Genomic DNA, 26402 nt, shown 5'->3' on the forward strand with positions numbered 1-26402 from the left:
ACGTTTGACCAGGCAATATTTGTGTCCGGGAGCGGACAAAATATTTCCGGCTCCCGTTGAGCCGGTGAGCAGGTCCCTGAGTTGCCGAATGGTGCCGGACGGTGCCGAATGGTGCCGAGCCCCGGCCCGACCGGCCTGCCGTGGGCGGAACTGTGGAGGGTTAGGCACAGTCCAGCGGCCGTGGGCCGTTCCTAACCCTCCACACTTTTCCGTCGTGGCTTTCCGTCGCGGCTTTCCGCGGCGTCGGAGGGTGCCGCGGCCCGGCCCTCGTGGGCGGCCAGGCCATCATGCGCGGCGAGGATGGCGTCGGCGGCCAGGCTCGGGGGGAGGGTGCCGTCGCGGACCCGCCGTTCAAGGTCCGGAGTGATCTCGCGGACCCCCGGATCGGCCCGCAGGCCCGCGAGCAGCCGATCGTGGACCATCGCCCACATCCAGTCGACCTGCTGGCGGCGGCGGCGGGCGGCGAGTTCGCCGGAGGCGTCGAGGGTGTCCTGATGCTTGACGATCTGCGCCCAGACAGTGTCCAGCCCCGTCCGCTCCACCGCGCTGCACGTCAGCACCGGGGTGTTCCAGTCCCGGAGACCGGCGGGGCCCTGCAGCAGCCGCAGCGCGCCGGCGAGTTCCCGGGCGGCACGGCGGGCGTCGAGCTCGTGCGGCCCGTCGGCCTTGTTCACCGCGATGACGTCGGCGAGCTCCAGCACCCCCTTCTTGATGCCCTGGAGCTGATCCCCCGTGCGGGCCAGGGTCAGGAACAGGAAGGTGTCGACCATGTCGGCGACGGTCGTCTCCGACTGGCCGACGCCGACCGTCTCGACCAGGACAACGTCGTAGCCCGCCGCCTCCATGACGACCATCGCCTCGCGGGTCGCCTTGGCGACGCCACCGAGCGTCCCCGCGGTGGGCGAGGGCCGGATGAACGCCGCCGGATCGGTGGACAGCGCCGCCATCCGGGTCTTGTCCCCCAGGATGCTGCCGCCGGTACGCGTCGAGGAGGGGTCGACGGCGAGCACCGCCACCTGGTTTCCCTTCCCGGTGAGCATGGTGCCCAGCGCGTCGATGAACGTCGACTTGCCCACCCCGGGCACCCCGGTGATGCCGATCCGACGGGCCTTGCCCGCGTGCGGCAGCAACGTCACCAGCAGCTGCTGCGCGAGCTCCTGGTGGTCGGGCCTGGTGGACTCGACGAGGGTGATGGCCCGCGCGATCCAGGTCCGCGACGAGGCCAGCACCCCGTCGGCGTACTCACCCGGATCGATCGGTCGTCGGGTCACCATGCCGGATACCATGCCGGATCTGCCGTCACTCGGGGCGGGTCAGGCCGCGGGGTGAGCGGGGTGAGCGGGGTGACCGAGCTGGGCCGACAGGGTCGCGAGCAGGTCCAGCGCGGCGTCGGCGATGACCGTGCCGGGCGGGAAGATCGCGGCGGCGCCGGCGGCCCGCAGCTCGTCGAAGTCGCCGGGAGGGATGACCCCGCCGACCACGATGAGGATGTCGGGCCGATCGAGCGCGGCGAGCTCCTCGCGCAGCGCGGGCACCAGGGTGAGGTGGCCGGCGGCCAGCGAGTTGACGCCGATGATCTGGACGTCCGCCTCGACGGCCTGGCGGGCGACCTCGGCCGGGGTCTGGAACAGCGGGCCGACGTCCACGTCGAAGCCGAGGTCGGCGAACGCGGTGGCGATCACCTTCTGGCCGCGGTCGTGACCGTCCTGGCCCATCTTCGCGACCAGGATCCGGGGCCGGCGACCCTCGGCGCGTTCGAAGGCGGCGGCGGCCTCGCGGGCGGCGACGATGTTACCGGCGGGTCCCGCCTCGTCCCGGTACACCCCGGAAATGGTACGGATCTGGCCCGCGTGACGCCCGTAGACCTTCTCCAGCGCGTCGGAGATCTCCCCGACCGTCGCCTGAGCCCGGGCCGCGTCGACGGCGAGCGTCAGCAGGTTCTGCTCCAGCCCGGGGCCGCGGCGCCCGTCGCGGGCCGCGTCGGCCGCCGCGGTCAGGGCGTGCAGCGCCGCCTCCACCGCGGCCGGGTCACGGTCGGCGCGCAGCCGGCGCAGCTTCTCGATCTGCTCGGCGCGCACCGCCGAGTTGTCGACCTTGAGCACCTCGATGCCCTCGTCCGCGTCGACGCGGTACTTGTTCACTCCGATCAGCGGCTGGCGGCCGGAGTCGATGCGGGCCTGGGTGCGGGCGGCGGCCTCCTCGATACGCATCTTCGGGATCCCAGCGTCGATGGCCTGCGCCATGCCGCCCGAGGCCTCGACCTCGTCGATGTGCTCCCAGGCCCGGCGGGCCAGGTCGTGGGTGAGCCGCTCGACGTAGTAGCTGCCGCCCCACGGGTCGATCACCCGGGTGGTGCCGGACTCCTGCTGCAGCAGCAGCTGGGTGTTGCGGGCAATACGGGCCGAGAAGTCCGTCGGCAGGGCCAGCGCCTCGTCGAGGGCGTTGGTGTGCAGCGACTGGGTGTGCCCCTGGGTGGCGGCCATCGCCTCCACGCAGGTGCGCACCACGTTGTTGAACACGTCCTGGGCGGTCAGCGACCAACCCGAGGTCTGCGAGTGGGTCCGCAGCGACAGCGACTTGGCGCTCTTCGGGGTGAACTGGTTGACCAGCCGCGACCACAGCAGCCGGGCCGCGCGCAGCTTGGCGACCTCCATGAAGAAGTTCATGCCGATCGCCCAGAAGAACGACAGCCTTGGTGCGAACGCATCGATGTCCAGCCCCGCGCCCAGCCCTGCCCGGATGTACTCGACCCCGTCGGCCAGGGTGTAGGCGAGCTCCAGATCGGCCGTCGCCCCGGCCTCCTGCATGTGGTAGCCGGAGATCGAGATCGAGTTGAACCGCGGCATCCGCCGCGAGGTGAAGGAGAAGATGTCCGAGATGATCTGCATCGACGGCTGCGGCGGGTAGATGTAGGTGTTGCGGACCATGAACTCCTTGAGGATGTCGTTCTGGATGGTCCCGGCGAGCTGCCCCGGGGCCACCCCCTGCTCCTCGGCCGCGACGATGTAGAGTGCCAGCACCGGCAGCACGGCGCCGTTCATGGTCATCGACACGCTCATCTTGTCCAGCGGGATACCGTCGAACAGCTGGCGCATGTCGAGGATGGAGTCGATGGCGACGCCGGCCATGCCGACGTCGCCGGTGACCCGTGGGTGGTCGCTGTCGTAGCCGCGGTGGGTCGGCAGGTCGAAGGCGACCGACAGGCCCTTCTGCCCGGCGGCGAGGTTGCGCCGGTAGAAGGCGTTCGACGCGGCGGCGGTGGAGAACCCGGCGTACTGGCGGATGGTCCACGGCTGGGTGACGTACATCGCCGGGTATGGGCCGCGCAGGAAGGGCGCGATCCCCGGGTAGGTGCCCAGGAAGTCCAGGCCCGCGGTGTCGGCGGCGGTGTAGAGCGGCTTCACCGCGATGCCCTCGGGGGTATCCCAGGTCAGCGCGTCGGCGTCCTTGCCGGTCGCCGCCTCCAGGGCGGCCCGCCACTCACCCTCCGCCGTGTCCGCCCCGGCCGGCGTGGTGCCCAGCTCCACCGCGGAGAAGTCCGGGATCATCGTGGCACGTTGCGAGCTGTCCGTGGACATCAGGCCACCCCAACCTCGGCGAGCGCCGCCCGCAGCACGGCGACGGCGTCGCATCCAGTGAACACGTACCCGCCGATGCCCGCGGCGGCGTCGGTCCGCGCGCGCGCACCGGCCTGGCCCGCGAGCCACACCCGGCTCGCCCCGGCGGCCCGCAGCGCCTCGGCGACCGGCCCGGCGTGCTCGGCGTATACCTTGTCGGCCGAGCACAGACAGGCCACGGTGGCCCCGGAGGCGCTGAACGCCGCCGCGATCGACGCCGGGTCCGTGCCCGGGCCGGACGTCGGAGTCTCGAACCCGCCCGCCTGGAACAGGTTGGCGGCGAAGGTGGCGCGCGCGGTCGAGGCCGCCGCGCTGCCCAGGGTGGCCAGGAAGACCACAGGCCGGCCGCCCGTCGCCGCCAAGTGCGCGTCGGAACGGGCGCGCAGCTCCTCGAAGGTGAGGTCGTAGGTGACCTCCGGCAGCCCGGCGCCCACCGCCGTGGCGGCCTCCCCGCCGGCGCCGGCGGGGCTCGCGGCGGGCACGGGGCTCGCGGCGGGCACGGGGCTCGCGGCGGGCACGGGGCTCGCGGCGGGCACGGCGGGCCGCTCGGGGAGCTTCTCGCCCAGGTTCGGGAACTCGCTCACCCCGGTGATCGGGTCCCGCCGGTGGGCGATCGCGTCGGAGCGCGTCGCCCAGGTGGCCGCGATCCGCTCGGCGACGAGCCCGGACCGCAGGCCGGCGACGATCCCGCCGGCCCGCTCGATCTCGGTGAACCAGGCCCAGGCCGCCTCGGCGAGCCCGGCGGTGAGCGACTCGACGTACCAGGAGCCACCGGCCGGGTCGGTCACCCGGATCAGGCTCGACTCCTCCTGCAGGAGGGCCTGGGTGTTGCGGGCGATCCGGCGGGAGAAGTCGTCGGACCGGCCGAGGCGCGTGTCGAACGGCAGGACAGTGACCGCGTCGGCGCCGCCGACACCGGCGCCGAAGCAGGCCAGCGTCGTGCGCAGCATGTTCACCCAGGGATCCCGGCGGGTCATCATCGCCGCCGAGGTGACCGCGTGCTGACGCTGGGCCCGGTCGGCCGGCTCAGCGCCGCACATCTCGGCGACCCGTGACCACATCCGGCGGGCGGCCCGCAGCTTCGCGATCGAGGAGAACTGATCGGCGGTGACCGCGTAGCGAAACTCGATCTGGGCGAGCGCCTCGGCAAGGCTCAGGCCGGCCTCGGTGAGCTCCCGCAGGTAGGTGACGCCGGTGGCCAGTGACGCCCCAAGCTCCTCGGCGTCACTGCCACCCGCGCGGTGGTACGGCTGGGCGTCGACGACGAGGGCGCGGATCCCGGGGAACTCCCGCACGCACCGGCCGGCGAGCGACACCGCCTCGGCGAGGCCCACCGGGCCGCCGGCCGGCAGGCCGGTCCGCGCGGCCAGACCGATCGGGTCGGCGCCGAGGCTGCCCGTGAGCTGCGAACCGGGCAGGCCGCGGGCGGCGACGAGGCCGAAGAACTCCTCGGCGGCCGCGGCGGTGAGCTCCCCCGCGTCCAGCACGATCGGCGCGAGGTCGAGGTAGACCTCGCGCAGCACCGCGCCGAGCCCGCCGATCGGCAGACCGGCGGGCCCCAGCCGCAGCCAGAGCGAGGTGGCGCCGTTCTCCAGATCGGCGAGGACCGCTTCGGCGGCGAGCGTGGCATCGGGGTTGTCATGCAGCGCGCGGACATCCCACCCGCCGGTGCCCGCGCCCTGCGCCCGCCCACCCCGCACGAACGGGGCGAACCCCGGCAGGCCCACCCCGCCGGCGGGGGTGTTCTCGGCGGTGTAGAGCGGACGGATCCGCAGACCGTCGTAGGTCCGCGTGGCCAACAGCTCCTCGACCTCGCCGGGAGTAGTCGCCTCGGTCGCCACGCCGGACTTGCGCAGCACCTGCAGGACGAGCGTCTGCCAATCGGCGCGCGTCGCCTCCGGAAAGTCTGCGGCCAGCGACAACCCGGCCGATGGAACGCTCATGTTCCGGATCGTAGGCCCGGGGGACCCAGGCGGCCTGGAATGTACTTCCCGTCACAACGCCTTGCGCGCGTTTCGCCGGATCGTGTCCCTGCTCACGATGCCCACAGCCGCTCAGCCACCGCGGCTGTGCCGGCGGCGGACGCCTCAGCGACCGCTCTGGACGCCTCGGCCCGCTCGGCCGCCCGCGCCGCCAGGACCCGGGTCACCGCCGAGACGACCCGCTCCGGATACCAGGTCACGTCGGCCACGCTGAAGCGCAGCACCGTCCAGCGCAACGCGGCGAGGATGTTGCCGCGATGACGGTCCTGGTAGATCATCGCCGGCGGGCTGGTGGCCGAGAAGGTGTCCGCCTCCACGTCGAGTCGCTGCGCCGGCCAGGCGAGATCCAGCCGGGTGATGATCTGACCGGTCCCGTCCATGACCGGCCACTGCAATTCCACGGGCGCGAGCCCGTTGTCGGCCAACAGCAGCCGCAGCCGGGTCTCCAGGGGGGTCTCGGCCCGGCCGTCGGCCAGCGACCACCAGTCGGTCGTCTGCCGGAAACCGCGCCGCCCCTCGGCGGCCGCCCGTGCCCCCGCCAGGCTCGGCACCAGGCCGCGGTGCAGGGCTGCGTCCAGGTGGGCGACCGCCACCTCACGCGACTGGGCGGCCAGCACGAGATCCGCCAGCGTCCGCTCCGGCGAGGTGAGTGGGATCCCACCCAACTCGACGCGCTGGTCGACGTCGAGATCGCTGAAGTGCAGCCGGATCCCGCGCGGCTGGGCCCGGGTCTGCCGAGCCGGAAGAAGAAGGTGCACGGGTTCGGCGGAGCTTTCCGGAACCTCGAGCGGAAAACCGTGGAGCCGGGCGGCGGTGATCCCGCAGACGACGGCTCGGGGACGCCCGATGAGCGCGGCCCTTACCCGTGCCGAAAATGGCGAGAAGAAGACCGGGAGAATCGGCGTTGTATTTTCACCGCCGACGACCGACGCCGCGTGTCCGGGGCCCGCGGTGATGGCACCATGGCGCTTTCTTCGTCGGCGCGCGACGTCGTTCCGGACAAGTCCGGCGGATTCCTTCTCCCGGATTTCAGAATGCTCGGCGCGCCGCCGGTCCCCCGGCCGCGGGACGTCGTTGACGGAGCCGGGGAGCTCCGTCGGGCCGAGAGGTACGACGAAGACACCGCGCACCGGATGGCTCCACTGGCCAGAGTGGACGAGCTGGCGCAGCTGGCCGCGGGTCAACCCAGCGGCCATCGCCTGCCGGTAGGTGATCGCACCCCCCTGGCGACCGGCGATGCGGACCGCGGGGTCGAAACCGGGATAGCGCACGGGACGGGTCGGCGGGGACGAGGCCGAAGCGGAAAACGTCATGGACCGAGAATCCATCAGGTAGCCCCGGTAATCCAGCGCCACAGGCCACCTGTGGATAACTCCTCACAGGAGGACGACGAACGTAGGGCCCAGCGGTAACCCAGCCGGCTGTCACCGGAACCATTTCCTCAAGCTGGCTTCGGAAGCGTAGCCGCTACCTGGCCGAGTTGCTTGCGCGAATGTACGATAACGACGGCGTGCACCGTCCGATAACGTAAGATAGTCCACGGACGGCCGGTTCGACGGACGGCCGGCTGGTCAGCCACGGATCAGCAACGCGATCGCCACGGTCGCACCGAGCGTGATGACCACGCCACGTAGAACGTTCGGTCGTAGCCGGCGGGCCACCCGGGCACCGATCGTCCCACCGAGCAGGGATGCGACCACGAGGATGCCGGCGAACCCCCACGAGGCCTTCGCGGTGACCAGGAAGACCGCCACTCCCACCGCGTTGGCCCCGAACGCGAGCAGCGTCTTCAGCGCGTTGGTGCGCTGCAGGTCGTCGGTGAGCAGAATGCCCAGCACCCCAAGGAGCAGCACCCCGAGCCCCGCGCCGAAATACGATCCGTAGGCTCCCGCGACGAAGATCCCGAGCCGAGTCGGCCAGGTCACCCGGTCGGAGGCGAGCGAACCGGAGGCGGGCGACAGCAATGCGGCCGCGGGCGAACCGGATGGCCCGGATGGCGCCGACTCCGGCGGCCCGCCACCCGCCGCCGTGCTGGCTCTCCGGCGTGCCACCACGGCCGCGAGCCGGGACTGAGCCGCCAGAAGCAGACAGGAGACCAGCACCAGGTACGGAACCAGCGCCCGGAAGCTGTCGGAGGGCGTGGCCAGCAGCACAACGGCGCCGGCCAGACCGCCGAGCAGAGCCGGCGGTCCCAGGGCACGCAGCCGGACGGCCTGCCCGGCAAGCTCGCGGCGGTAGCCCAGCGCCCCACCGGCGTACCCGGTGACCAGCCCCACCGATGAGGTGATGTTGGCGGTCAGCGCCGGCAGACCGGTGGCGAGCAGCGCCGGGAAGGCGATCAGGGTCCCGCCGCCCGCGATCGTGTTCACCGCGCCCGCGAGCAGACCCGCCCCGCCCGCGAGCAGGGCATCGGCTGGTCCCACGTGTCCTCTATGCCGATGGAAGGAAGGGTGACGGGGTGACGGGTTCGGCGCAGTGCGGCCGGTCCGGCTCAGAGGTCGAACTCCTCCGGGTTGATGCCGACCGCGAAGCACGCCTCCCGCACGACGGCCTGCTCCGTCTTGTCGAAGTTGCCATCGGCCCCGCCGATGACGATCCCGATCTGGATGACCGCCCTGGCCTCCGCCGGCTTCTTCTTCGTCTTCCCGATCTCCTGGAGGATGGAGACCTTGCCGAACTCGAAATCGGCCTGCAGCTTGCCGACATAGTCGTTGAAGCGACGCTGGAGATCATCCGCGGGAAAGTTGTTGAGCACGTCGTTGGAGATGATCAGTGCGGCGACCCGCTGCCGCTCGGCCGGGTCGATGGTCCCGTCCGCCGCGGCGACCAATGCGCACATCGCCATGCTGGCATCGCGGAAGGCACCGCTCTTCAGGTCGTTTTTCTTGGCGTTCAGCTGGCCCTGCATCGTCTGGGCGGACTGACGCAGCTGGTTCCAGATCGGCACCTGGGCTCCCTCGCACGGTGACGTATCACTAGATGGTTCCTCGCAGGTCAACGCATGACCGCCCGGACATGCTCCCACCGGCTGGCCGAGGGTCAGGAACCGGCACCGCCGCGAACGCGGTTGAGCCGGTCCACCGCCGCCTGCGCGTCACCGATCGTGGCGAAGTCGACCGCGACGAACGTCGGGATCCGCCCGCGCTCCTGGCGACAACGCTGTGCCCGGGTAAACACGGTCTCGGCGGCGTTCGCGCCGAGGGCGGCACGGCGGCTGGGCGCGGCGGCGGTGAGCCAGTGGTTCATCAGGAGCAGCGAGGCACCGTCCACGCCCCGGTTGCGGGCGCAGGTTCGCAGATCCTCGGGTTTCTTCGCATCGAACGGAGTGTCCTCGGCATACCGGTAGAAGCTGCGCAGGAACGTGCCCGGCAGGTCCTGCCGCTCGGTGAAGACCACCAGGCGTCGGCCCGAGGCGACCATCTCGCGCAGGGTCGGCCATCGGCCATGCGGATCCTCCGGCGGCGTCGTCACCATCCCCGCGAGGCCCGCGGCCGCCACGCCGCCGGCGATCTCGCTCGCCGGCACCTCATTATCCTGGATGATCAGCGTCACGACCTCGGTGGGATTACGGTTCATCCAGTCCCGGACCCGAGTCAGCTCCGCCACGAAGTCGAGGGAGCCGAGCTGGCACAGGTCATGGCACAGCCAGGTGCCGGGGCGTTCCGACCGGGCGCCTCGCGTCAGCGGGGCGAGCGCGTCGCGGGTCGCGGGCGGCAGGGTCTGCAGATAGGCGTCGACCTGGGTCGGCGATGTCCAGTGGTGCACGTCGAGCAGCAGGGCGCGCACCCCCAGGTCGAGCTGGTGCGTGATCGCCGGGTCCTGGGCAGGCCCGAGAAACCGGTCCTCGCTGGTGGCCATCGCGTTGTGGGTGGCCAGGTAGCTCACCTGGTCATAGCGCCGGTCGCACAGCGCCTGCTGGCTGTTGCAGAGCTTGCGGGCCTCGGCGGCGGCGCCCGGGAAGGCCGTCCAGGTCACGATGATCATCAGGGGCGCCGCGAGGGCGAACGCCGTGGCGACCCGGCGCCGCCGGCCGGTCCGGTTCCACCGGGCGGACACCGCGACGAGCCGCGACAATCCGTAGCCGACCAGGCCGGCCACCAGCGTCCAGGCCACGATCCGCAGGAAGTCGCTCTCGAGCGTGCCGTAGGCGCGCGAGGAGAAGTCGACCAGCACTGCGCCGGCTCCCGGCGGCAGGGGCGACGACGACCTGTCCAGCGAGGTCAGCGGATTCGGCAGCGCGATGCGCAGGACGACGCCGAGCAGCCCCGCACCAACGCCGGCGAGGACCACCGCACCGGTCGCGGCCCGGACCCGGGACACCCCCCGCCGCCCGGCCAGCACGACGATGCTGACCATGGCCGCCGTCATGATCAGGGCGAGCAGGAGGGAGACCCACACCAGGGTCGCGGCGACGTCGTGCAGCCGGTCGATCGCGACGATCATCGGCCGGTCACGCAGATCCGACAGACGGACCCCGAGATCGAGGGTGGATCCGTGGAGATACACCTGGAGCCGGCCGATGGCCGTCTCGTCGCCCCGGAAGACCTCCGGACCGACCAGCGCCAGCGCTCCGGCGATGTTGCCCGACCTCAGCAGGGCGCGCAGCGGAGCCTCGATGCGCGCCCGGGTGTCGGCGTCCACCCGGTCCAGCACCACGGGCAGGACGCGGTCGGTGTCCTGCGGGGAGAGCTCGATCGTGGGCAGGGACTTCGGCGGGCGCCCGGCGGCGATGTCGTCGAGCGCGGTGACGACACCGTGGGTGAACTCCTGCACGGTGGTGACCTGGTAGCTGGTGCCGGCGCCCAGTTCACCGGCGACGTACCGGTTGGCCAGGCCCGAGATGTTGTCGAAGATCGGCCGGAGATCGACGGCGAGTTCGACGTCGTCCGTGTCGGCCCGCAGGTAGGCGACGATCCGGTTGATCTGCTCGTCGGTCATCGCCTGGATCGTCGACGGGGGCAGCACCGTGCGCAGGTTCGCGGTGACGAGGGAGCTGTCGATCGGGAGGCCGGCCAGCAACGTGTCGACCGCGGGATCGGGCAGTACCTGGGTGTAGACGCGGTCGAAGGCGTCGGCCCGGTTCAGCGACTGCGAATAGAAGGCCGGGTTCAGCACGGTCCGCCACGCGGTGATGACGACGACCAGCGGCAGCCAGCAGAGCACGACGAGGGCGACGAGGGCGACGTGCGCGAGGCGCCCCCGCTCCCCTCCTCGGCGACCCATGGCCTACCGACAGACAGGCAGACCCGGATGGGCCCGCAGACCCGGATGGGCGACGTCCGCCAGCATCTCCTCGATGCGGGCCGCAACCTCGTCCGGGCTGCCGGAACCGTCCACCGTGCGCAGTAGGCCACCCCGCTGGTAGTAGCGGCGCAGTGGTGCGGTCTCCTGCTCGAAGACCTTCAACCGGCGACGGGCGGTGTCCTCCGCGTCGTCAACCCGGTCCTCGGTGCGGGACCGGCGCCGGATGCGGTCGAGCACCTCGTCGACGTCGACGTCGAGGTCGACGACCGCGTCGAGCGGGCCGCGGGTCGCCACGAGCATCCGGTCCAACGCCTCGGCCTGGGGGTAGGTCCGGGGGAACCCGTCGAACAGGAACCCCACCGCACAGTCGACGCCGCTCTCGAGCCGGTCGGCGACGATGTCGAGCACGATCTCGTCGGGGACCAGCTCGCCCGCGCGGACGTAGCGCTCCGCGCGACGGCCCAGCGGCGTACCCGCGGCAATCTGCCGGTCGAACAGCCGGCCGGTCGAGATCGAGGGGATGCCGTGCCGGGCGCTGATGCGAGCGCCCTGGGTTCCCTTGCCGGAGCCAGGTGGACCGAGCAGCACGAGCCTCATGGCACTGAACGGTACCGCCGCAGGTCACCAGGCGGGTCGGCGAGTCCGGTCAATCGCCGCGGATCCGGCATGGAGCAAGGCAGATCACATGAATCTTCGGCCGAAAAGTGCTCCGATGTTCCGGCCGCACGCCGGGGCTGGCTGCACGCCGGGGCTGGCCGGCTCCCGGTCAGCGACGCGTCGGCGTGATGGGCTCGGGCAGGTCCGTCCTGCCCATCAGCCAGCGGTCAGTGGCGGCGGCCGCGGCACGTCCCTCGGCGATCGCCCAGACGATCAGCGACTGCCCGCGTCCCATGTCCCCGGCGACGAACACGCCGGGGACCGAGGAGGCCCACCCGGCGTCGCGCGCCACGTTGCCGCGCGCGTCCAGCTCCACCCCGAGATCGGTCAGCAGGCCGGACCGTTCCGGACCGGTGAACCCCATGGCGAGCAGCACCAGCTGGCAGGGCAGCTCGGTGTCGGTACCCTCGACCTTCTCGAACTTCCCGCCGACGAGGCGCACCTCGTGCATGCGCAGCGCCCGCACGTTGCCGTCCTCGTCACCGAGGAAGCGCTCGGTGGAGACGGCGAAGACCCGCTCGCCGCCCTCCTCGTGCGCGCTGGAGACCCGGTAGATGATCGGGTACGACGGCCACGGGTTGGCCGGGGCCCGCAGCTCCGGCGGCCGGGGCATGATCTCGAGCTGGTGCACGGAGAGCGCGCCCTGGCGGTGGGAGGTGCCCAGGCAGTCCGCGCCCGTGTCACCGCCGCCGATGATGACCACGTTCTTGCCCTTGGCGGAGATGGGCGACTCGGGCAGGTCCCCCTGCGCGACCCGGTTCGCGGGCACCAGGAACTCCATCGCCAGCTGGACGCCACCCAGCTGGCGGCCGGGAACGGGCAGGTCCCGGCCGACCGTCGATCCGCCGGCGAGGACCACCGCGTCGTGGGAGGAACGCAGCTCGTCCGCGGAGATGTCGAGGCCGACGTTGCAGGACGTGACGAACGACGTGCCCTCGGCCGCCATCTGCGCGAGCCGGCGGTCCAAGACCCGCTTCTCCATCTTGAACTCGGGGATGCCGTAGCGGAGCAGGCCGCCGATCCGGTCGGCCCGTTCGTAGACCACGACCTCGTGGCCGGCCCGGGTGAGCTGCTGGGCGGCGGCGAGACCGGCCGGGCCGGAGCCCACGACCGCCACCCGCTTGCCGGTACGCAGCGACGGCGGAACCGGGACCACGGTGCCGTCGGCCCAGGCGCGGTCGATGATGCTGACCTCGATCTGCTTGATGGTCACCGGATCGTCGCCGATGCCGAGCACGCAGGCCGCCTCGCACGGCGCCGGGCACAGCCGCCCGGTGAACTCGGGGAAGTTGTTCGTCGCATGCAGCCGCTCGATGGCGTCCACCCAGTCGCCGCGCCGGGTCAGGTCGTTCCATTCCGGAATGATGTTCCCGAGCGGACAGCCCTCGTGACAGAACGGGATGCCGCAGTCCATGCACCGGCTGGCCTGCGTGCGCAGATGCTCCTCGGGGAACGACTCGTACACCTCGCGCCAGTCGGTGATCCTGACGTCCACGGGACGGCGCTTCGGCAGCTCCCTGCGGTGCTTGAGGAAGCCGGTCGGGTCAGCCATGCCGCTCCTGTCGGGTCCGTGCGATCGCGATGATGGTCGGGTCGTGCTTGGCGGCCCGGTCAGCCACGAGCCGCCGCCATGATGACCTCGTCGGCGACGAGCCCCTGCTCCTGCGCCTGCCGGATGGCGGTCAGCACCCGCTTGTAGTCCCGTGGCATCACCTTACGGAACGACCCGCGCACGGTGTCCCAGTCGGTGTAAAGCCGGGCGGCCACCGTCGAACCGGTCTCCCGGCGGTGCCGGACGAGCAGGTCCCGCACGATCGTCTCGTCGGCGTCGTCCAGCGCCTCGACGTCCACCATCTCGGTGTTGATCCGCGCCTCGACCGGGTCGTACAGGTAGGCCACGCCGCCGCTCATGCCCGCGGCGAAGTTGCGCCCGATGGCCCCGAGCACCAGCACGGTGCCGCCGGTCATGTACTCGCAGCCGTGGTCGCCGACCCCCTCGACCACCGCGGTCGCCCCGGAGTTGCGCACGCAGAACCGCTCGCCGACGATTCCGCGGAAGAACGCCTCGCCGCCCGTCGCCCCGTAGAGCAGGACGTTACCGGCGACGATGTTCTCCTCGGCCCGCAGCGGGGACTCCTTCGGCGGGAAGACGAAGATCTTGCCGCCGGACAGGCCCTTGCCGGCGTAGTCATTCGCGTCGCCCTCGAGGGTCAGTGTCATGCCGCGGGGCGCGAAGGCGCCGAAGCTCTGCCCCGCGGAGCCGGTGAACCGCAGCTGGATCGTGTCGTCGGGCAGCCCCGCCGCGCCGAAGCGCTTCGTCACCTCGTAGCCGAGCATGGTGCCCACGGTCCGGTTGACGTTGCGGATCGGCATCTCCAGCCAGACCGGCCGGCCGTCGTCGAGCGCTCCCTCGCACAGCTGGATCAGCGAGTTGTCCAGCGCCTTGTCCAACCCGTGGTCCTGGCTGGACGTGCAGTTCAGCGAGCCGCCGAAGGGCCGCTCCGGGGTGTGCAGCAACGGGGTGATGTCGAGGCCGGAGGCCTTCCAGTGGTCGACGGCGGCGCGGGCGTCGAGCAGGTCGACCCGGCCGACCGCCTCCTGCAGGCTGCGGAAGCCCAGCGCGGCGAGGTAGGTGCGCACCTCCTCGGCGATGAAGGTGAAGAAGGCCTCGACGAACTCGGGCCTGCCGGTGAACCGCCTGCGCAGTTCCGGGTTCTGGGTCGCCACACCGACCGGACAGGTGTCGAGATGGCAGACGCGCATCATCACGCAGCCGGCAACCACCAGCGGGGCGGTGGCGAAACCGAACTCCTCGGCCCCCAGCAGCGCCCCGACGATGACGTCGCGGCCGGTCTTCAGCTGCCCGTCGACCTGCACGACGATGCGGTCGCGCAGGCCGTTGAGCAGCAGCGTCTGCTGGGTCTCGGCCAGCCCCAGCTCCCAGGGGGCACCCGCGTGCTTCAGCGAGGTCAGCGGCGAGGCGCCCGTCCCGCCGTCGTGCCCGGAGATCAGCACCACATCGGCGTGCGCCTTGGAGACCCCGGCGGCGACCGTGCCGACGCCGACCTCGGCGACCAGCTTGACGTGCACCCGGGCCTTGGGATTGGCGTTCTTCAGGTCGTGGATGAGCTGGGCGAGGTCCTCGATCGAGTAGATGTCATGGTGCGGCGGCGGGGAGATGAGCCCGACACCGGGCGTCGAGTGCCGCGTCTTCGCGATCCACGGGTAGACCTTGTGGCCAGGAAGCTGCCCCCCCTCCCCGGGCTTCGCCCCCTGGGCCATCTTGATCTGGATGTCGTCGGCGTTGGCGAGGTACTCGCTGGTCACCCCGAACCGGCCGCTGGCGACCTGCTTGACCGCGGAGCGGCGCAGGTCCCCGTTCGCGTCCGGCGTGAACCGCTCCGCGTCCTCGCCGCCCTCGCCGGTGTTCGACTTCCCGCCGAGCCGGTTCATGGCGATAGCCAGCGTCTCGTGCGCCTCGGCGCTGATCGAGCCGTAGGACATGGCACCGGTCGCGAACCGCTTGACGATCTCCGAGGCCGGCTCGACCTCCTCGATCGGCACCGGCGTGCGCACCCCGGTACGCAGCTCGAACAGACCCCGCAGCGTCGCGTTCTCCCGGGACAGACCGTCGACCCGGGCGGTGTACTTCTGGAAGGTCTCGTACTGCCGGGTGCGGGTGGCGTGCTGGAGCAGGAAGACGGTCTCCGGGTTGAACAGGTGCAGCTCACCCTCGCGGCGCCACTGGTACTCGCCGCCGACCTCCAGCGTGCGGTGCGCGTGCTCGGAGGCGATCGGCGGGTAGGCCCGCCGGTGCCGCGCTGCCACCTCCGCCGCGATGACGTCGAGTCCGATGCCGTCGAGGCGCGACGGGGTACCCGCGAAATAGGCGTCGATCAGTTCCTGGGACAGCCCGATCGCCTCGAAGACCTGGGCACCGGTGTAGCTCGCCACCGTCGAGATGCCCATCTTGGACATCACCTTCAGCACGCCCTTGCCGAGCGCCTTGATCATGTTCTTCTCGGCCTGCTCCCGGGACACCCCGACGATCTCGCCCTCGGCGATGAGGCTGTCGATCGACTCGAATGCCAGGTACGGGTTGACCGCCGCGGCGCCGTAGCCGGTGAGCAGCGCGATGTGGTGCACCTCACGGGCGTCGCCGCACTCGACGATGAGGCCGACCTTCGTCCTGGTCCGCTCCCGGATCAGGTGGTGGTGCACGGCGGCGGTCAGCAGCAGCGACGGGATCGGGGCCTTGCGCGTGTCGGAGTCCCGGTCGGAGAGCACGACGATGCGGGCACCGTCGGCGATGGCCTCGCTGACCCCGGCGCAGATTTCCGCCAGCCGGGCGGCGAGCGCCGCGCCGCCCCCGTCGACGTCATACAGGCCACGGACCGTCACCGAGGCGAAGCCGGGCATGTCACCGTCGTCGTTGATGCCGATGATCTTCGAAAGCTGGCTGCTGCTGATCACCGGATAGGGCAGGTGCACCATCCGGCAGGACGCCGGGGATGGCGCGAGCAGGTTGCCCTCCGGGCCGAGCACCCGGCCCAGGCTCGTCACCAACTCCTCGCGGATCGCGTCCAGCGGCGGGTTGGTGACCTGCGCGAACAACTGGGTGAAGTAGTCGAACAGCAGCCGGGGACGGCTGGAGAGCACCGCCACCGGCGTGTCGGTGCCCATCGAGCCGATCGGCTCCGCGCCCGTGCGCGCCATCGGCGCGACGAGCACGCGCAGCTCCTCCAGCGTGTAGCCGAACACCTGCTGGCGACGCAGCACCGAGGAGTGCCCGTAGAGGAGCTGCTCCCGCTCGGGCAGGTCGTCCAGCTCGATCAGACCGGCGTGCAACCACTCCGCGTACGGCGCCGCGTTCGCGAGCTCGGACTTGATCTCCTCGTCGCTGACGATGCGCCCCTCGGCGGTATCCACCAGGAACATCCGCCCCGGCTGGAGCCGGCCTTTCTGCACCACCTTGTGCGGCGGGATGTCGAGCACGCCCACCTCGGAGGCCATCACGACCAGGCCGTCGTCGGTGACCCAGTACCGCGAGGGCCGCAGCCCGTTACGGTCGAGCACCGCCCCGATGACCGTCCCGTCGGTGAACGCGATGGAGGCCGGGCCGTCCCACGGCTCCATCAGCGTGGAGTGGAACTGGTAGAAGGCGCGCAGCGCCGGGTCCATCTCGGTGTGGTTCTCCCACGCCTCGGGGATCATCATCAGCACCGCGTGCGGCAGGCTGCGACCGCCCAGGTACAGCAGTTCCAGGACCTCGTCGAAGCTCGCCGAGTCGCTCGCCCCGTCCGCGCAGACGGGGAACAGCCGGGAGAGGTCACCGGGGATCAGGTCGCTGGCGAGCAGCGCCTCGCGGGCCCGCATCCAGTTCCGGTTCCCGCGGACAGTGTTGATCTCCCCGTTGTGGGCGACGAACCGGTACGGGTGCGCCAGCGGCCAGCTCGGGAAGGTGTTCGTGGAGAACCGGCTGTGCACCAGCGCGATGGCACTGGTGAACCGGGGGTCGTCGAGGTCGGGAAAGTAGGCCGAGAGCTGGTGGGTGGTGAGCATCCCCTTGTAGACCAGGGTCCGCGACGACAGCGACGCCAGGTAGACGCCGGTCTCCCGGCGGATCCGCTTGCGGGCGCAGAACGCCCGACGTTCGAGGTCGGCCTGGTCGAACCCGTTCCCCGCGCCGCCCTCAACCGGACCGGCGGCGGGCAGACTGCCGGGCAATGCGAGGAACAGCTGCCGCATCCGCGGCTCAACCTCGTGGGCCGCGTGCCCGACGATGTGGCTGACGACCGGCACCTCACGCCAGCCGAGGACCCGCAGCCCCTCCTGGCGGACGATGCGGCTGATGGTGCGCACGGCTTCGTCCCGCTCCCCCGAGACCTGCGGCAGGAAGGCGATCCCGACGGCGTAACGCCCCGGGGCGGGCAGCGTGAAGTCGACGACGTCACGCAGGAACAGGTCGGGGACCTGCACCAGGATGCCGGCTCCGTCGCCGGTGTCCGGGTCGCTGCCCGAGGCACCCCGGTGGTCGAGGTTACGCAGCACGGTCAGGCCCTGCTCGACCAGCTCGTGACTGCGCCTGCCGTGTACATCGACGACGAAGCCGACGCCACAGGCATCGTGTTCGAAGGTGGGGTCGTAAAGACCTTGCGCACTCGGCATCCGGCGAAGTCCTGTCCATCTTCAGGGGCTGAAGGGGGTGCGGACAACGCTGTCCGAGTGGTGTGACGGCACGGCGACGCTGGCCCGGCGCCCCGTGTCTCTACCGAGTGTGCCACGCGGCCCGCTCATGCGCCGCGATCAAATATGTCCAGGAGATCACCGCCAGATGACGTCATACCTCCCCGCCCGGCCTCGGTCACTACAAGTAGGGGAAGGTCGACGGTCCAGCCGACGCCCGGGGCCCCGCCGGAGACGGCGTCTCCGGCGTCTCCGGCGTCTCATCAGGGCAGCTGCGGCTCCTCCGGCGGAACGGCCGACGTGTGCCCACCGCTCGCCGGCAATCTCGTCGCCAGGCCGCGGCTCTGCTGCGAACCAGCCGGTACGCCGGTGGTGGCAGTGGTGGCAGTGGTGGCAGTGGTGGCGGTAGTGGCGGTGGTGGCGGTGGTGGCGGTAGTGGCAGTGGTGGCGGTCGACCCGGAGGCATCGGGCACCGCGGCGGCGGGCACCGACCCGGCGGAACCAGGATCGGCCGGATCGGGACCGCCCAGATCAGGATCGACCGAATCGGGACCGACCGAATCGAGAGCGGCCGAATCGGGACCGGCCGAATCGGGAGCGGCCGCCCGCTGGTCGGCGGTACCGGCGGTCGTCACCGTGGACCGCGCCGCGGGCCGGGAACGGGCGATTCCGAGGGCCTCCTGCTCCTCCCTGGACAGATTCGGATCCACGGGACTGCGGGTGACCGCCAGCGCCAGCAACGCCCCCAGACAGACGACGATCGAGGTCCAGATGTTGACCCGCAGCCCGAGGATCTGGTTCGCCGTGTCGATGCGCAGCATCTCGATCCACAACCGGCCGAACGTGTAGAGCGCGACGTAGAGGCAGAACAGCTTGCCGCGGCCGAGCCGGTGCCGCCGATCGACGACCAACAGGATCCCGGCCACCACCAGGTTCCACAGGCACTCGTAGAGGAAGGTCGGCTGATAGGTGGACACGCCGGGGATGATCTGGTGCTTCTCGTCGATGCGCACCGCCCAGGGCAGGGTGCTCGCCTTGCCGTACAGCTCCTGGTTGAACCAGTTGCCCCAGCGTCCGATCGCCTGGGCCAGGATGATGCCCGGCGCCGCGGCGTCGCCGAACAGGGCGAGGCTGATGCCGTAGCGCCGGGTCGCCAGCCACGCGCCGAAGGCCCCGCCCGCGATGGCGCCCCAGATACCCAGCCCGCCGTTCCAGATCTTGATGACGTCCAGCACGTTGCCGTCCCGGCCGAAATAGGCGGCCGGAGTGCTGACCACGTGGTAGACGCGGGCGCCGACGATGCCGAACGGGACGGCCCAGTAGGCGACCTCGCTGGCCACCATGGGATCCATGCCGCGAGCGCGCAGCCTTCTTCCCGTCACGAATACGGCGACGAAGACGCCAATAATGATCATCAGGGCGTAGGCACGCAGCGGCACCGGCCCGAGATGCACCACGCCACGCGATGGGCTAGGAATAGCGGCGAGAACCACGGTCGCCAGGCTATCCCGTGGACCCGTCCATCACGCGCGGGGTGCCCCGGCCACGTGTCGCACAGTCACGTGTCGCACAGTCACGTGTCTCGCTCGGTGCGCGGCGGGATGATATATGCGGCGCTCGATGTGGGCAATACTCGATGTGGGCGACAGATGTGACGGCCGGGTCGGGGCGGCCGGGAGTTCACGCCGGAACGGGAGCGCGCACCCCTCCGGCGAGTTCCGCGGCGAGCCGACGGATTCCGGCGAGGCCCGCTGAGGCGCCGGCTCCGGAACGTTCCGCCTCAAGCAGGACCTTCACCAGCGCGGAGCCGACGATCACACCGTCGGCGAAGCCCGCGACCTCGGCGGCCTGCGCCGCGGTGCTCACCCCGAGCCCCACCGCCACCGGGAGCTCGGTGGCGGCCCGCACCCGGGCGACCAGATCGGCCGCCCGCTCGCCGACCGCCGCCCGGGTCCCGGTGACACCCATCAGCGAGGCGGCATAGACGAAGCCGCGCGCGACGCCGGCGACCAGCCGGAGACGGGTGTCCGAGGAGCTGGGAGCGACGAGGAACACCGGGGCCAGGCCGTGCGCGGCGCACGCGTCGAGCCAGGGCCCGGCCTCCTCGGGCGGCAGGTCCGGAGTGATTGCTCCGGCGCCCCCGGCGGCGGCCAGATCGGCCGCAAACGAGGCCGCGCCGTAGCGGTCGATCGGGTTCCAGTAGGACATGACCAGGGCCGGGGCCCCCGTCGCGGCGACGGCCTCGACGGTGCGGATCACGTCCCGCGTCGTGACCCCGCCGCGCAGGGCCGCATCCGCCGCGTCCTGGATCACCGGACCATCCATGGTGGGGTCGGAGTAGGGCAGGCCGACCTCAACAACGTCGACTCCCGCCGCCACCATGGCCCGCATGGCCTCGATCGCCCCGTCCACCGTCGGGAATCCCGCGGGCAGATAGCCGACCAGCACCGACCGCCCCTCCTCGCGGGCCGCCGCGAACACTGCGTCCAACCGACTCTGCACCGTGCGTCCGTTCCGTCGAGCCCGAGGGCCTTTATGGCCTGTCTGTCCTGCGCGTTCTGTGCGTCCTACGCGTCCCGTGCGTCCCGTCTTGGTTGCTGCCGGTCCCGAGACAGGATCCCTCAGGGTCCCTCAGACCGGTCGCGCCGGACCGCCGACGGGGCCCCCGCCGGCATCGGCCTCGTCGAGGAGGTCGAACCAGCGGGCGGCGGTGTCGACGTCCTTGTCCCCCCGACCGGAGCAGTTGACGACGACAGTCGTGCCCGGACCGAGCTTCCGGGCGACGTCGAGGGCACCCGCGAAGGCGTGCGCGCTCTCGATCGCGACCAGGATGCCCTCGGTACGGGCCACCAGCGCGAGCGCCTCCATCGCGGCGGTGTCGTCCACGACCCGATAGCTCGCCCGACCGGTCTCGTGCAGCAGGGCATGCTCGGGGCCGATGCCAGGGTAGTCCAGACCCGCCGAGATCGAGTGGGAGACCTGGGTCTGCCCGAACTCGTCCTGCAGCAGGAACGTCCGCATGCCGTGCAGCACGCCCGCGGAACCGCCGGCGATCGCCGCGGCGTGCCGACCGGTGGCGACCCCGTCCCCCCCGGCCTCGCAGCCGATCAGCGCGACCTCGACGTCGGGGATGAACGGGTGGAAGATGCCCATCGCGTTCGAGCCGCCACCGACGCAGGCGACGACGGCGTCGGGCAGTCGGCCGACACGATCGAGCACCTGGGCGCGCGCCTCGACCCCGATGATCCGCTGGAAGTCGCGGACCAGCATCGGGAACGGATGCGGGCCCATCACCGACCCGATGCAGTAATGGGTCGTGTCAACGGTGGCCACCCAGTCGCGCATGGCCTCGTTGATGGCGTCCTTCAAGGTTCGGCTGCCGGAGGTGACCGCAACGACCTCGGCGCCGAGCAGGCGCATCCGGGCGACGTTTAGGGCCTGCCGGCGGGTGTCCTCCTCGCCCATGTAGACGACGCAGTCCAGGCCGAGCAGGGCGCAGGCGGTGGCCGTGGCAACACCGTGCTGACCGGCTCCGGTCTCGGCGATAACCCGGGTCTTGCCCATCCGCCGGGTCAGCAGGCACTGCCCGAGGACATTATTGATCTTGTGGGAACCGGTGTGCGCAAGATCCTCACGCTTGAGCAGGATGCGGGCACCGCCAACGTGCGCGGTGAGCCGGTGGGCGTCGGTGAGCGGAGTGGGCCGGCCCGCGTAGCTCGCCAGCAGCCCGTCCAGTTCCGCGGTGAAGCCGGGATCCACCCTGGCCGCCGCGTAGGCTGCGGTGAGCTCGTCCAGCGCCGCCATGAGGGCCTCGGGGACGAAACGACCACCGAAACGCCCGAAGTGCCCCGAAGAGTCGGGGAACGCCTGCCAGCTCGACGTGTCCGGACGGACCGGACCGGAGCCCGACGGCGTCCCGGTTCCGGCGGCCGCGGGGCGAACTGACTCGGCAGCGGTTCGGGTGGTCACGGTGCGACTGTATAGGGCCGAGCCCCGGATACCGGGGCACGGGCGCCGGCGGCCTCAGCGCCCGACCCGGGCCGCCGGATGCGCGCCGGCCGCCACCAGATCGGCGACCGTCTGACGAGGATCGCCGGTGACGGCTGCCTCGCCGACCAGTACCACGTCCGCCCCCGCAGCGGCGTAGGCGAGCAGATCGTGCGGCCCCCGGATGCCGGACTCGGCGACCGCGAGCACTTCCGGGGGCACCATCGGCGCGAGCCGGGCGAAGGTGCTCCGATCGATCTTCAGCGTGTGCAGGTCGCGGGCGTTCACCCCGACCAGTTGGGCGCCGGCGTCCAGCGCCCGCACCATCTCCGCCTCGTCATGCACCTCGACCAGCGCCGTCATGCCCAGGGACTCGATCCGCTCGCGCAGGCCGACGAGCCGCGGCTGGTCCAGCGCCGCGACGATGAGCAGGACGATGTCCGCCCCGTGCGCCCGGGCCTCGAAGACCTGGTAGGGCGACACGATGAAGTCCTTGCGCAGCAGCGGGACGTCCACCGCGCGACGCACGGCGTCGAGGTCGGCCAGGGAGCCGCTGAAGCGCCGTTGCTCGGTCAGGACACTCACCGCGGCGGCGCCCGCCGCCTCGTACTCGGTGGCGAGGGCAGCGGGGTCGGTGATGGTCGCCAGCTCCCCCTTCGAGGGGGAACGGCGCTTCACCTCGGCAATCACCGAGACCCGGGAGTCCCGGAAGACGGCAAGCGCGTCCTTCGGGTCGGGAACGCGTTCCACCCGCCGCTTGAGATCTGCCAGAGAGGTCTGTTGCTCGCGGGCGGCAAGATCGATCCCGACCCCGTCGAGGATCTCGGTGAGAACGCTCATCGCCCCGCGCTCGCGACTGTCGCGGTCATGCCGCCGATGGTAGGCCAGGCAGGCACGGTGTGCCCGGCCCCCCCACATGCGGCTACGATCCACGACTCCACATAGTTGACTTTCCCGTGAGGAATCGGGTAGCGGCCCGAACGCACCCATCTTCACGGACGCTGCACTGTCAGCCACTTCGGATCCGCCTGCACCGATCAGCTACGGTCCGCAATCGATCTTGCGTCGTGAGCCCGTTGACAGAGTAACGCGACGAGGCCGGTGAACCACCGTGTGCAGAGGCACCACCGGGTTACCACCTCGATCGTCGGGCGACGACATCACGAGATCCGGGCGGCCGCACGACAGGTTCTCGGGATCGGCGGCCGCAACGCGCCGCGCACACTCGGGACCGCCGCGCCTTCGCCGACCGGAAACACGCATGGCACGCCGCACATGTCCTCGGGCGGACCCGAACCCTCGGGCGGACCCGGGCAGCGCCCCAGGGACGGCGTGGCGGGCTGGCGTCGATCGTCGGCGCCCCCTATACTCGAACATGAGTTCGACACCGAGGAGAGTTCCGATGGACAGCCGCCCCCTCTCGTCCCCCCTCTCGTCCCCCCTCGGCGCCGCCCGGGTGCCCGCGGCGCGCGACGCCCCGGGCGCGCACCGGCGGCCCCGCCTCGAGCCCGAGCTCGCCGAGCAGCTCGACGAGCTGTCCCGCTGCCTGATCCGGATGGACGCCGTCATGATGATGCTCGAAGCCGACCTGGACCGCCGGGCGCTGGCTCTCACGGAGCTGGTCGACCCGTTTCCCGACCTCCCACCCGCGGACCTGGCGCCCGCCGACCCGCTGGCCGACCCGCTGGCCGGTGGCGCTCCCGGTTCCGGCTGGCCGGCCCGCCAAGCCGGGCGTCGCGGAGACGCCAGGTGATCAGGTCGGGTCGTGGCCCCGCTCGATCGCGTCCCAGGCGTCGGCCGGAGTGGCATCGCGGGCCTGGTAGCGGCCGGACATTGCGGGCCATGACCGGCCGCGCAGGACGACGAGGGCGCCGACGAGGATGAGCAGCAGCCCGCCCGCAAACGACAGCCAGGGAGCGATCGTCTGGCTGACGTCATCGATCCGCGCCTGGCCACCGGGCACGAGCTGGCGGACCTGATCGGTCTCGCGCAGCGTCGGGAGTGGATCCCAGCCGATGCGTCCGGCCACGTAGGCGATACCGGCCCCGGCGGCCGCGGTGAGCACACCGATGACCAGCCGCCCGATGCGCCGGGTGGCCACGATCGCCACGGCCGCGGCAAGCCCGACCAGGGCGAGAGCGGTCGCCGTCGATGCGAGCGCCCCGCCGGTCCAGTGCACGGCGAGTGGCGCCGCGACGGCGCCGCCGTCCGCCCCACCGCGGGGCCCGCTCACCCGAGCGGACACCCAGGTCGCACCGCCCGACACGAGCACGACGCCGGCACCGAGCAGACATCCCAGCACCGCGAGGGTGCGTTCCCGGTGGCCGCGTCGCATCGCCTCGGCCGCGTGCACATCGCCTCCGGGACGGTGGCCCGGCGAAGGCGGCTCCGCGGTGCCGGCCCGGTCGCGCGGGGAGGATGGGCGCCCCGCGGGGGGGGACCCTGCGGCCGTCATGACGGCGGTCGCAACGACTCGGCGACCTCGACGGCGCGCAGGACGGCGGCGGCCTTCGCGCGGCTTTCCAGATCCTCGGTGTCGGGATCGGAATCCGCGACGATGCCGGCTCCGGCCTGAACGTAGGCCATACCGTCGCGCATCACTGTGGTGCGGATCGCGATCGCGGTGTCCAGATCACCGCCGAAGTCCAGGTAGCCGACCACGCCCCCGTACAGGCCCCGCCGGGTCGGCTCCAGCTCGTCGATGACCTCCATCGCCCGCACCTTGGGCGCCCCCGAGAGCGTCCCCGCCGGAAACGTCGCGGCCAGCACGTCCACGGCGCTGCGGTCCGGAGCCACCTCACCGATCACCGTGGAGACAATGTGCATGATGTGCGAGAACCGTTCGATGGCCGCGAACTCGACGACCCGGACCGAACCGGGGTTGCAGACCCGCCCGAGGTCGTTGCGGACCAGGTCGACCAGCATCACGTGCTCGGAGCGTTCCTTCGGATCCGCGAGAAGCTCCGCCGCAAGCTCGGCGTCCTGTTCGGGAGTGCCTCCCCGGGGCCGGCTGCCCGCGATGGGGTGCAGCAACGCCCGGCGGCCGGTGACCTTGACGTGCGCCTCCGGGGAGGATCCGACGACGTCGTGGTCGGCGAAACGCAGCAGGTACATATAGGGACTCGGATTCGAGGTCCGCAGCACCCGGTAGACGTCGAGCGCATCCGCGGTCGTCCGCCGTTCGAAGCGCTGCGAGACGACGATCTGGAAGCACTCGCCGGCGCGGATCTCCTCGATGGCCCGCTCGACCGCGGTCTGGAAGGCACCGGGAGGCGTGGCGGAGACGAAGTCGCCGACCCCCGCGGCGGTGCCCGCCGTGGTCGCCACGGTCGGCTCGTTCCACTTCGCGAGATCGCTGGTCATGGCCTCCAGCCGGGCCACCGCGTCGTCGTAGGCGGCGTCCAGGTCGATCCCGGCCGGGTGTGCGGCGGCGTCCGCGTCCCCACCGGTGGTGCCGGTGGCGCCTGCGTCACCGGCACCATTCCCGCGGCCGGTGAAGACGTTGGCCACCAGCAGGCAGGAACCATCCCGATGGTCCAGCACGGCGAGATCGGTGGTGAGCAGCATGCGCAACTCGGGAAGGCCGAGGTCGTCGACGGCGTGCGCGGGGAGCCGCTCGATGCGGCGCACGATGTCGTAGCCGAGATAGCCGACCAGACCACCCATGAGCGGAGGGGCCTGTGGGCTGTTCGAGGCCTGCAGAGTGCTCTCCACCGCACGCAGGATGTCGAGCGGGTCACCGTCGACCGGCACTCCGGGAGGCGGCGCACCGTCCACCCACACCGCCTGCCCGTCGCGCTCGGTCAGCGTCGCCGCGGCCCGCACACCGATGAACGAATACCGCGACCACACCCCGCCATGCTCCGCCGATTCCAGCAGGAACGTCCCGGGGCCGCCGGCGAGCTTGCGGTAGACGCCGACGGGTGTCTCCCCGTCGGCGAGCAGCCGACGGGTGACGGCGACGACCGGATGCGCCGCCGCCGCGGCCCGGAACTCCTCCCGGCCGGGGATGATCTGCCCGGTCGTCATCGGTCCGCGCCGGCCTTGCTCACGCCGGCCCTGTCCACGCCAGCGGGGTCACCGGCGGCACCGGAAACGCTGGCGGCACCGGAAACGCTGGCGGCACCGGAGAGGTCGCGGGGCCGGGCGGTATCCGCGGCCTCGACGGTCACCGTGGGCAGAAGATTGCCGTCGAAGCAGGTCCGCGTGCCCGTGTGGCAGGCCGGGCCCACCTGGTCCACCCGGACGAGGACGGTGTCCCCGTCGCAGTCGAGCGCGACCGACCGCACCCATTGCCGGTGCCCGCTGGTCTCCCCCTTGACCCAGTACTCCGCGCGGCTGCGGCTCCAGTACGTGGCCCGGCCCGTGGTGAGGGTCCGGTGCAGCGCCTCGTCGTCCATCCACCCGAGCATCAGCACCTCGCCGGTGTCGTACTGCTGGGCGACGGCGGGGAACAGGCCCGCGTCGTTGCGGCGCAGCCTACGGGCGATGGCGGGATCCAGAGCGGAAGGGCGAATGGTCACCCCACCATTCTGCTCGCGCCCGGCGCCGCAGCGGTGCCGGGCGACGGGCCGCCCGCCGCTCCCGTCCCGACCCCCGCCGCCCAGGATCGGTGCAGGCGCTGGTACACGCCGCGCATCGCGATCAGATCCCGGCGCGGACCGCGCTGGACGATCCGTCCGGCGTCCACGACGACGACGTCCTGTGCCGCCTCGGCCGTCGGCGCCCC

19 protein-coding genes are annotated in these 26402 nt (G+C 71.6%); 1 reads left to right on the top strand and 18 read right to left on the bottom strand.

Annotation, left to right across the window (positions count from 1 at the left end; translation table 11 throughout):
* Window positions 1-191 precede the first annotated feature (191 nt).
* The 14 genes from meaB to trpC all read right to left on the bottom strand — a co-directional run bounded on the left by meaB (window position 192) and on the right by trpC (window position 22513).
* A complete protein-coding gene (gene meaB / locus FRANCCI3_RS15105; protein ID WP_049761101.1) occupies window positions 192-1274 on the bottom strand; it encodes a methylmalonyl Co-A mutase-associated GTPase MeaB in 1083 nt (360 codons plus the stop codon).
* Between the two features lie 39 nt (window positions 1275-1313).
* Window positions 1314-3578, bottom strand: a complete 2265-nt coding sequence (gene scpA, locus FRANCCI3_RS15110) for a methylmalonyl-CoA mutase (protein WP_011437390.1) — start codon at window positions 3576-3578, stop codon at window positions 1314-1316.
* On the bottom strand, window positions 3578-5560 hold the full coding sequence (locus tag FRANCCI3_RS15115) for a methylmalonyl-CoA mutase subunit beta (protein WP_011437391.1): 1983 nt from the start codon (window positions 5558-5560) through the stop codon (window positions 3578-3580). The genes scpA and FRANCCI3_RS15115 overlap by 1 nt, the downstream gene beginning before the upstream one ends.
* Window positions 5561-5652: 92 nt before the next feature.
* On the bottom strand, window positions 5653-6912 hold the full coding sequence (locus FRANCCI3_RS15120) for a type IV toxin-antitoxin system AbiEi family antitoxin domain-containing protein (protein WP_108913795.1): 1260 nt from the start codon (window positions 6910-6912) through the stop codon (window positions 5653-5655).
* A gap of 258 nt (window positions 6913-7170) precedes the next feature.
* Window positions 7171-8022 carry a sulfite exporter TauE/SafE family protein gene (locus FRANCCI3_RS15125; protein WP_011437393.1) on the bottom strand — a complete coding sequence of 284 codons (852 nt, stop codon included), beginning with the start codon at window positions 8020-8022 and terminating at the stop codon, window positions 7171-7173.
* A gap of 68 nt (window positions 8023-8090) precedes the next feature.
* A complete protein-coding gene (locus tag FRANCCI3_RS15130) occupies window positions 8091-8546 on the bottom strand; it encodes a tellurite resistance TerB family protein (protein ID WP_011437394.1) in 456 nt (151 codons plus the stop codon).
* A gap of 92 nt (window positions 8547-8638) precedes the next feature.
* Window positions 8639-10822 carry a membrane protein gene (locus tag FRANCCI3_RS15135; protein WP_011437395.1) on the bottom strand — a complete coding sequence of 728 codons (2184 nt, stop codon included), beginning with the start codon at window positions 10820-10822 and terminating at the stop codon, window positions 8639-8641.
* Window positions 10823-10825: 3 nt separating this feature from the next.
* A complete protein-coding gene (locus tag FRANCCI3_RS15140) occupies window positions 10826-11440 on the bottom strand; it encodes an adenylate kinase (protein ID WP_011437396.1) in 615 nt (204 codons plus the stop codon).
* A gap of 169 nt (window positions 11441-11609) precedes the next feature.
* Window positions 11610-13052 (bottom strand): glutamate synthase subunit beta, encoded by a 1443-nt coding sequence (locus FRANCCI3_RS15145; RefSeq protein WP_011437397.1) that lies wholly within the window; start codon window positions 13050-13052, stop codon window positions 11610-11612.
* Between the two features lie 59 nt (window positions 13053-13111).
* Window positions 13112-17668, bottom strand: coding sequence for a glutamate synthase large subunit (gene gltB, locus FRANCCI3_RS15150; protein WP_011437398.1), 4557 nt, complete (start codon window positions 17666-17668; stop codon window positions 13112-13114).
* A 281-nt stretch (window positions 17669-17949) separates the two neighbouring features.
* Window positions 17950-19143 (bottom strand): prolipoprotein diacylglyceryl transferase, encoded by a 1194-nt coding sequence (lgt, locus tag FRANCCI3_RS15155; protein WP_373420605.1) that lies wholly within the window; start codon window positions 19141-19143, stop codon window positions 17950-17952.
* Window positions 19144-19366: 223 nt separating this feature from the next.
* The gene (trpA, locus tag FRANCCI3_RS15160; RefSeq protein WP_011437400.1) at window positions 19367-20188 is read right to left on the bottom strand and encodes a tryptophan synthase subunit alpha; all 822 of its coding nucleotides are present in this window, start codon (window positions 20186-20188) and stop codon (window positions 19367-19369) included.
* Window positions 20189-20317: 129 nt separating this feature from the next.
* Window positions 20318-21655, bottom strand: coding sequence for a tryptophan synthase subunit beta (gene trpB / locus FRANCCI3_RS15165; protein WP_011437401.1), 1338 nt, complete (start codon window positions 21653-21655; stop codon window positions 20318-20320).
* A gap of 54 nt (window positions 21656-21709) precedes the next feature.
* Entirely contained in the window at window positions 21710-22513 is an 804-nt protein-coding gene (trpC, locus tag FRANCCI3_RS15170; RefSeq protein ID WP_035732068.1) for an indole-3-glycerol phosphate synthase TrpC, read from the bottom strand.
* A gap of 562 nt (window positions 22514-23075) precedes the next feature.
* Here trpC and FRANCCI3_RS15175 point away from each other — a divergent pair.
* Window positions 23076-23426, top strand: a complete 351-nt coding sequence (locus FRANCCI3_RS15175; RefSeq protein WP_011437403.1) for a hypothetical protein — start codon at window positions 23076-23078, stop codon at window positions 23424-23426.
* On the opposite strand, the gene FRANCCI3_RS15180 is transcribed toward FRANCCI3_RS15175, so the two are convergent.
* Genes FRANCCI3_RS15180 through FRANCCI3_RS24760 form a run of 4 tightly spaced genes read right to left on the bottom strand, consistent with a single transcriptional unit; the run spans window position 23427 to window position 26363 of the window.
* On the bottom strand, window positions 23427-24128 hold the full coding sequence (locus FRANCCI3_RS15180; RefSeq protein ID WP_082456682.1) for a Trp biosynthesis-associated membrane protein: 702 nt from the start codon (window positions 24126-24128) through the stop codon (window positions 23427-23429).
* On the bottom strand, window positions 24125-25702 hold the full coding sequence (locus FRANCCI3_RS15185; RefSeq protein WP_011437405.1) for an anthranilate synthase component I: 1578 nt from the start codon (window positions 25700-25702) through the stop codon (window positions 24125-24127). The genes FRANCCI3_RS15180 and FRANCCI3_RS15185 overlap by 4 nt, the downstream gene beginning before the upstream one ends.
* Window positions 25699-26196: a phosphoribosyl-AMP cyclohydrolase gene (gene hisI, locus FRANCCI3_RS15190; protein ID WP_011437406.1), complete on the bottom strand. Its 498-nt coding sequence runs from the start codon at window positions 26194-26196 to the stop codon at window positions 25699-25701. The genes FRANCCI3_RS15185 and hisI overlap by 4 nt, the downstream gene beginning before the upstream one ends.
* Window positions 26193-26363, bottom strand: coding sequence for a hypothetical protein (locus FRANCCI3_RS24760; RefSeq protein ID WP_023840792.1), 171 nt, complete (start codon window positions 26361-26363; stop codon window positions 26193-26195). The genes hisI and FRANCCI3_RS24760 overlap by 4 nt, the downstream gene beginning before the upstream one ends.
* Between the last annotated feature and the right edge of the window lie 39 nt (window positions 26364-26402).

Origin of the sequence: Frankia casuarinae, assembly GCF_000013345.1 — a bacterium.
GTDB classification, from domain to species: Bacteria; Actinomycetota; Actinomycetes; order Frankiales; family Frankiaceae; genus Frankia; species Frankia casuarinae.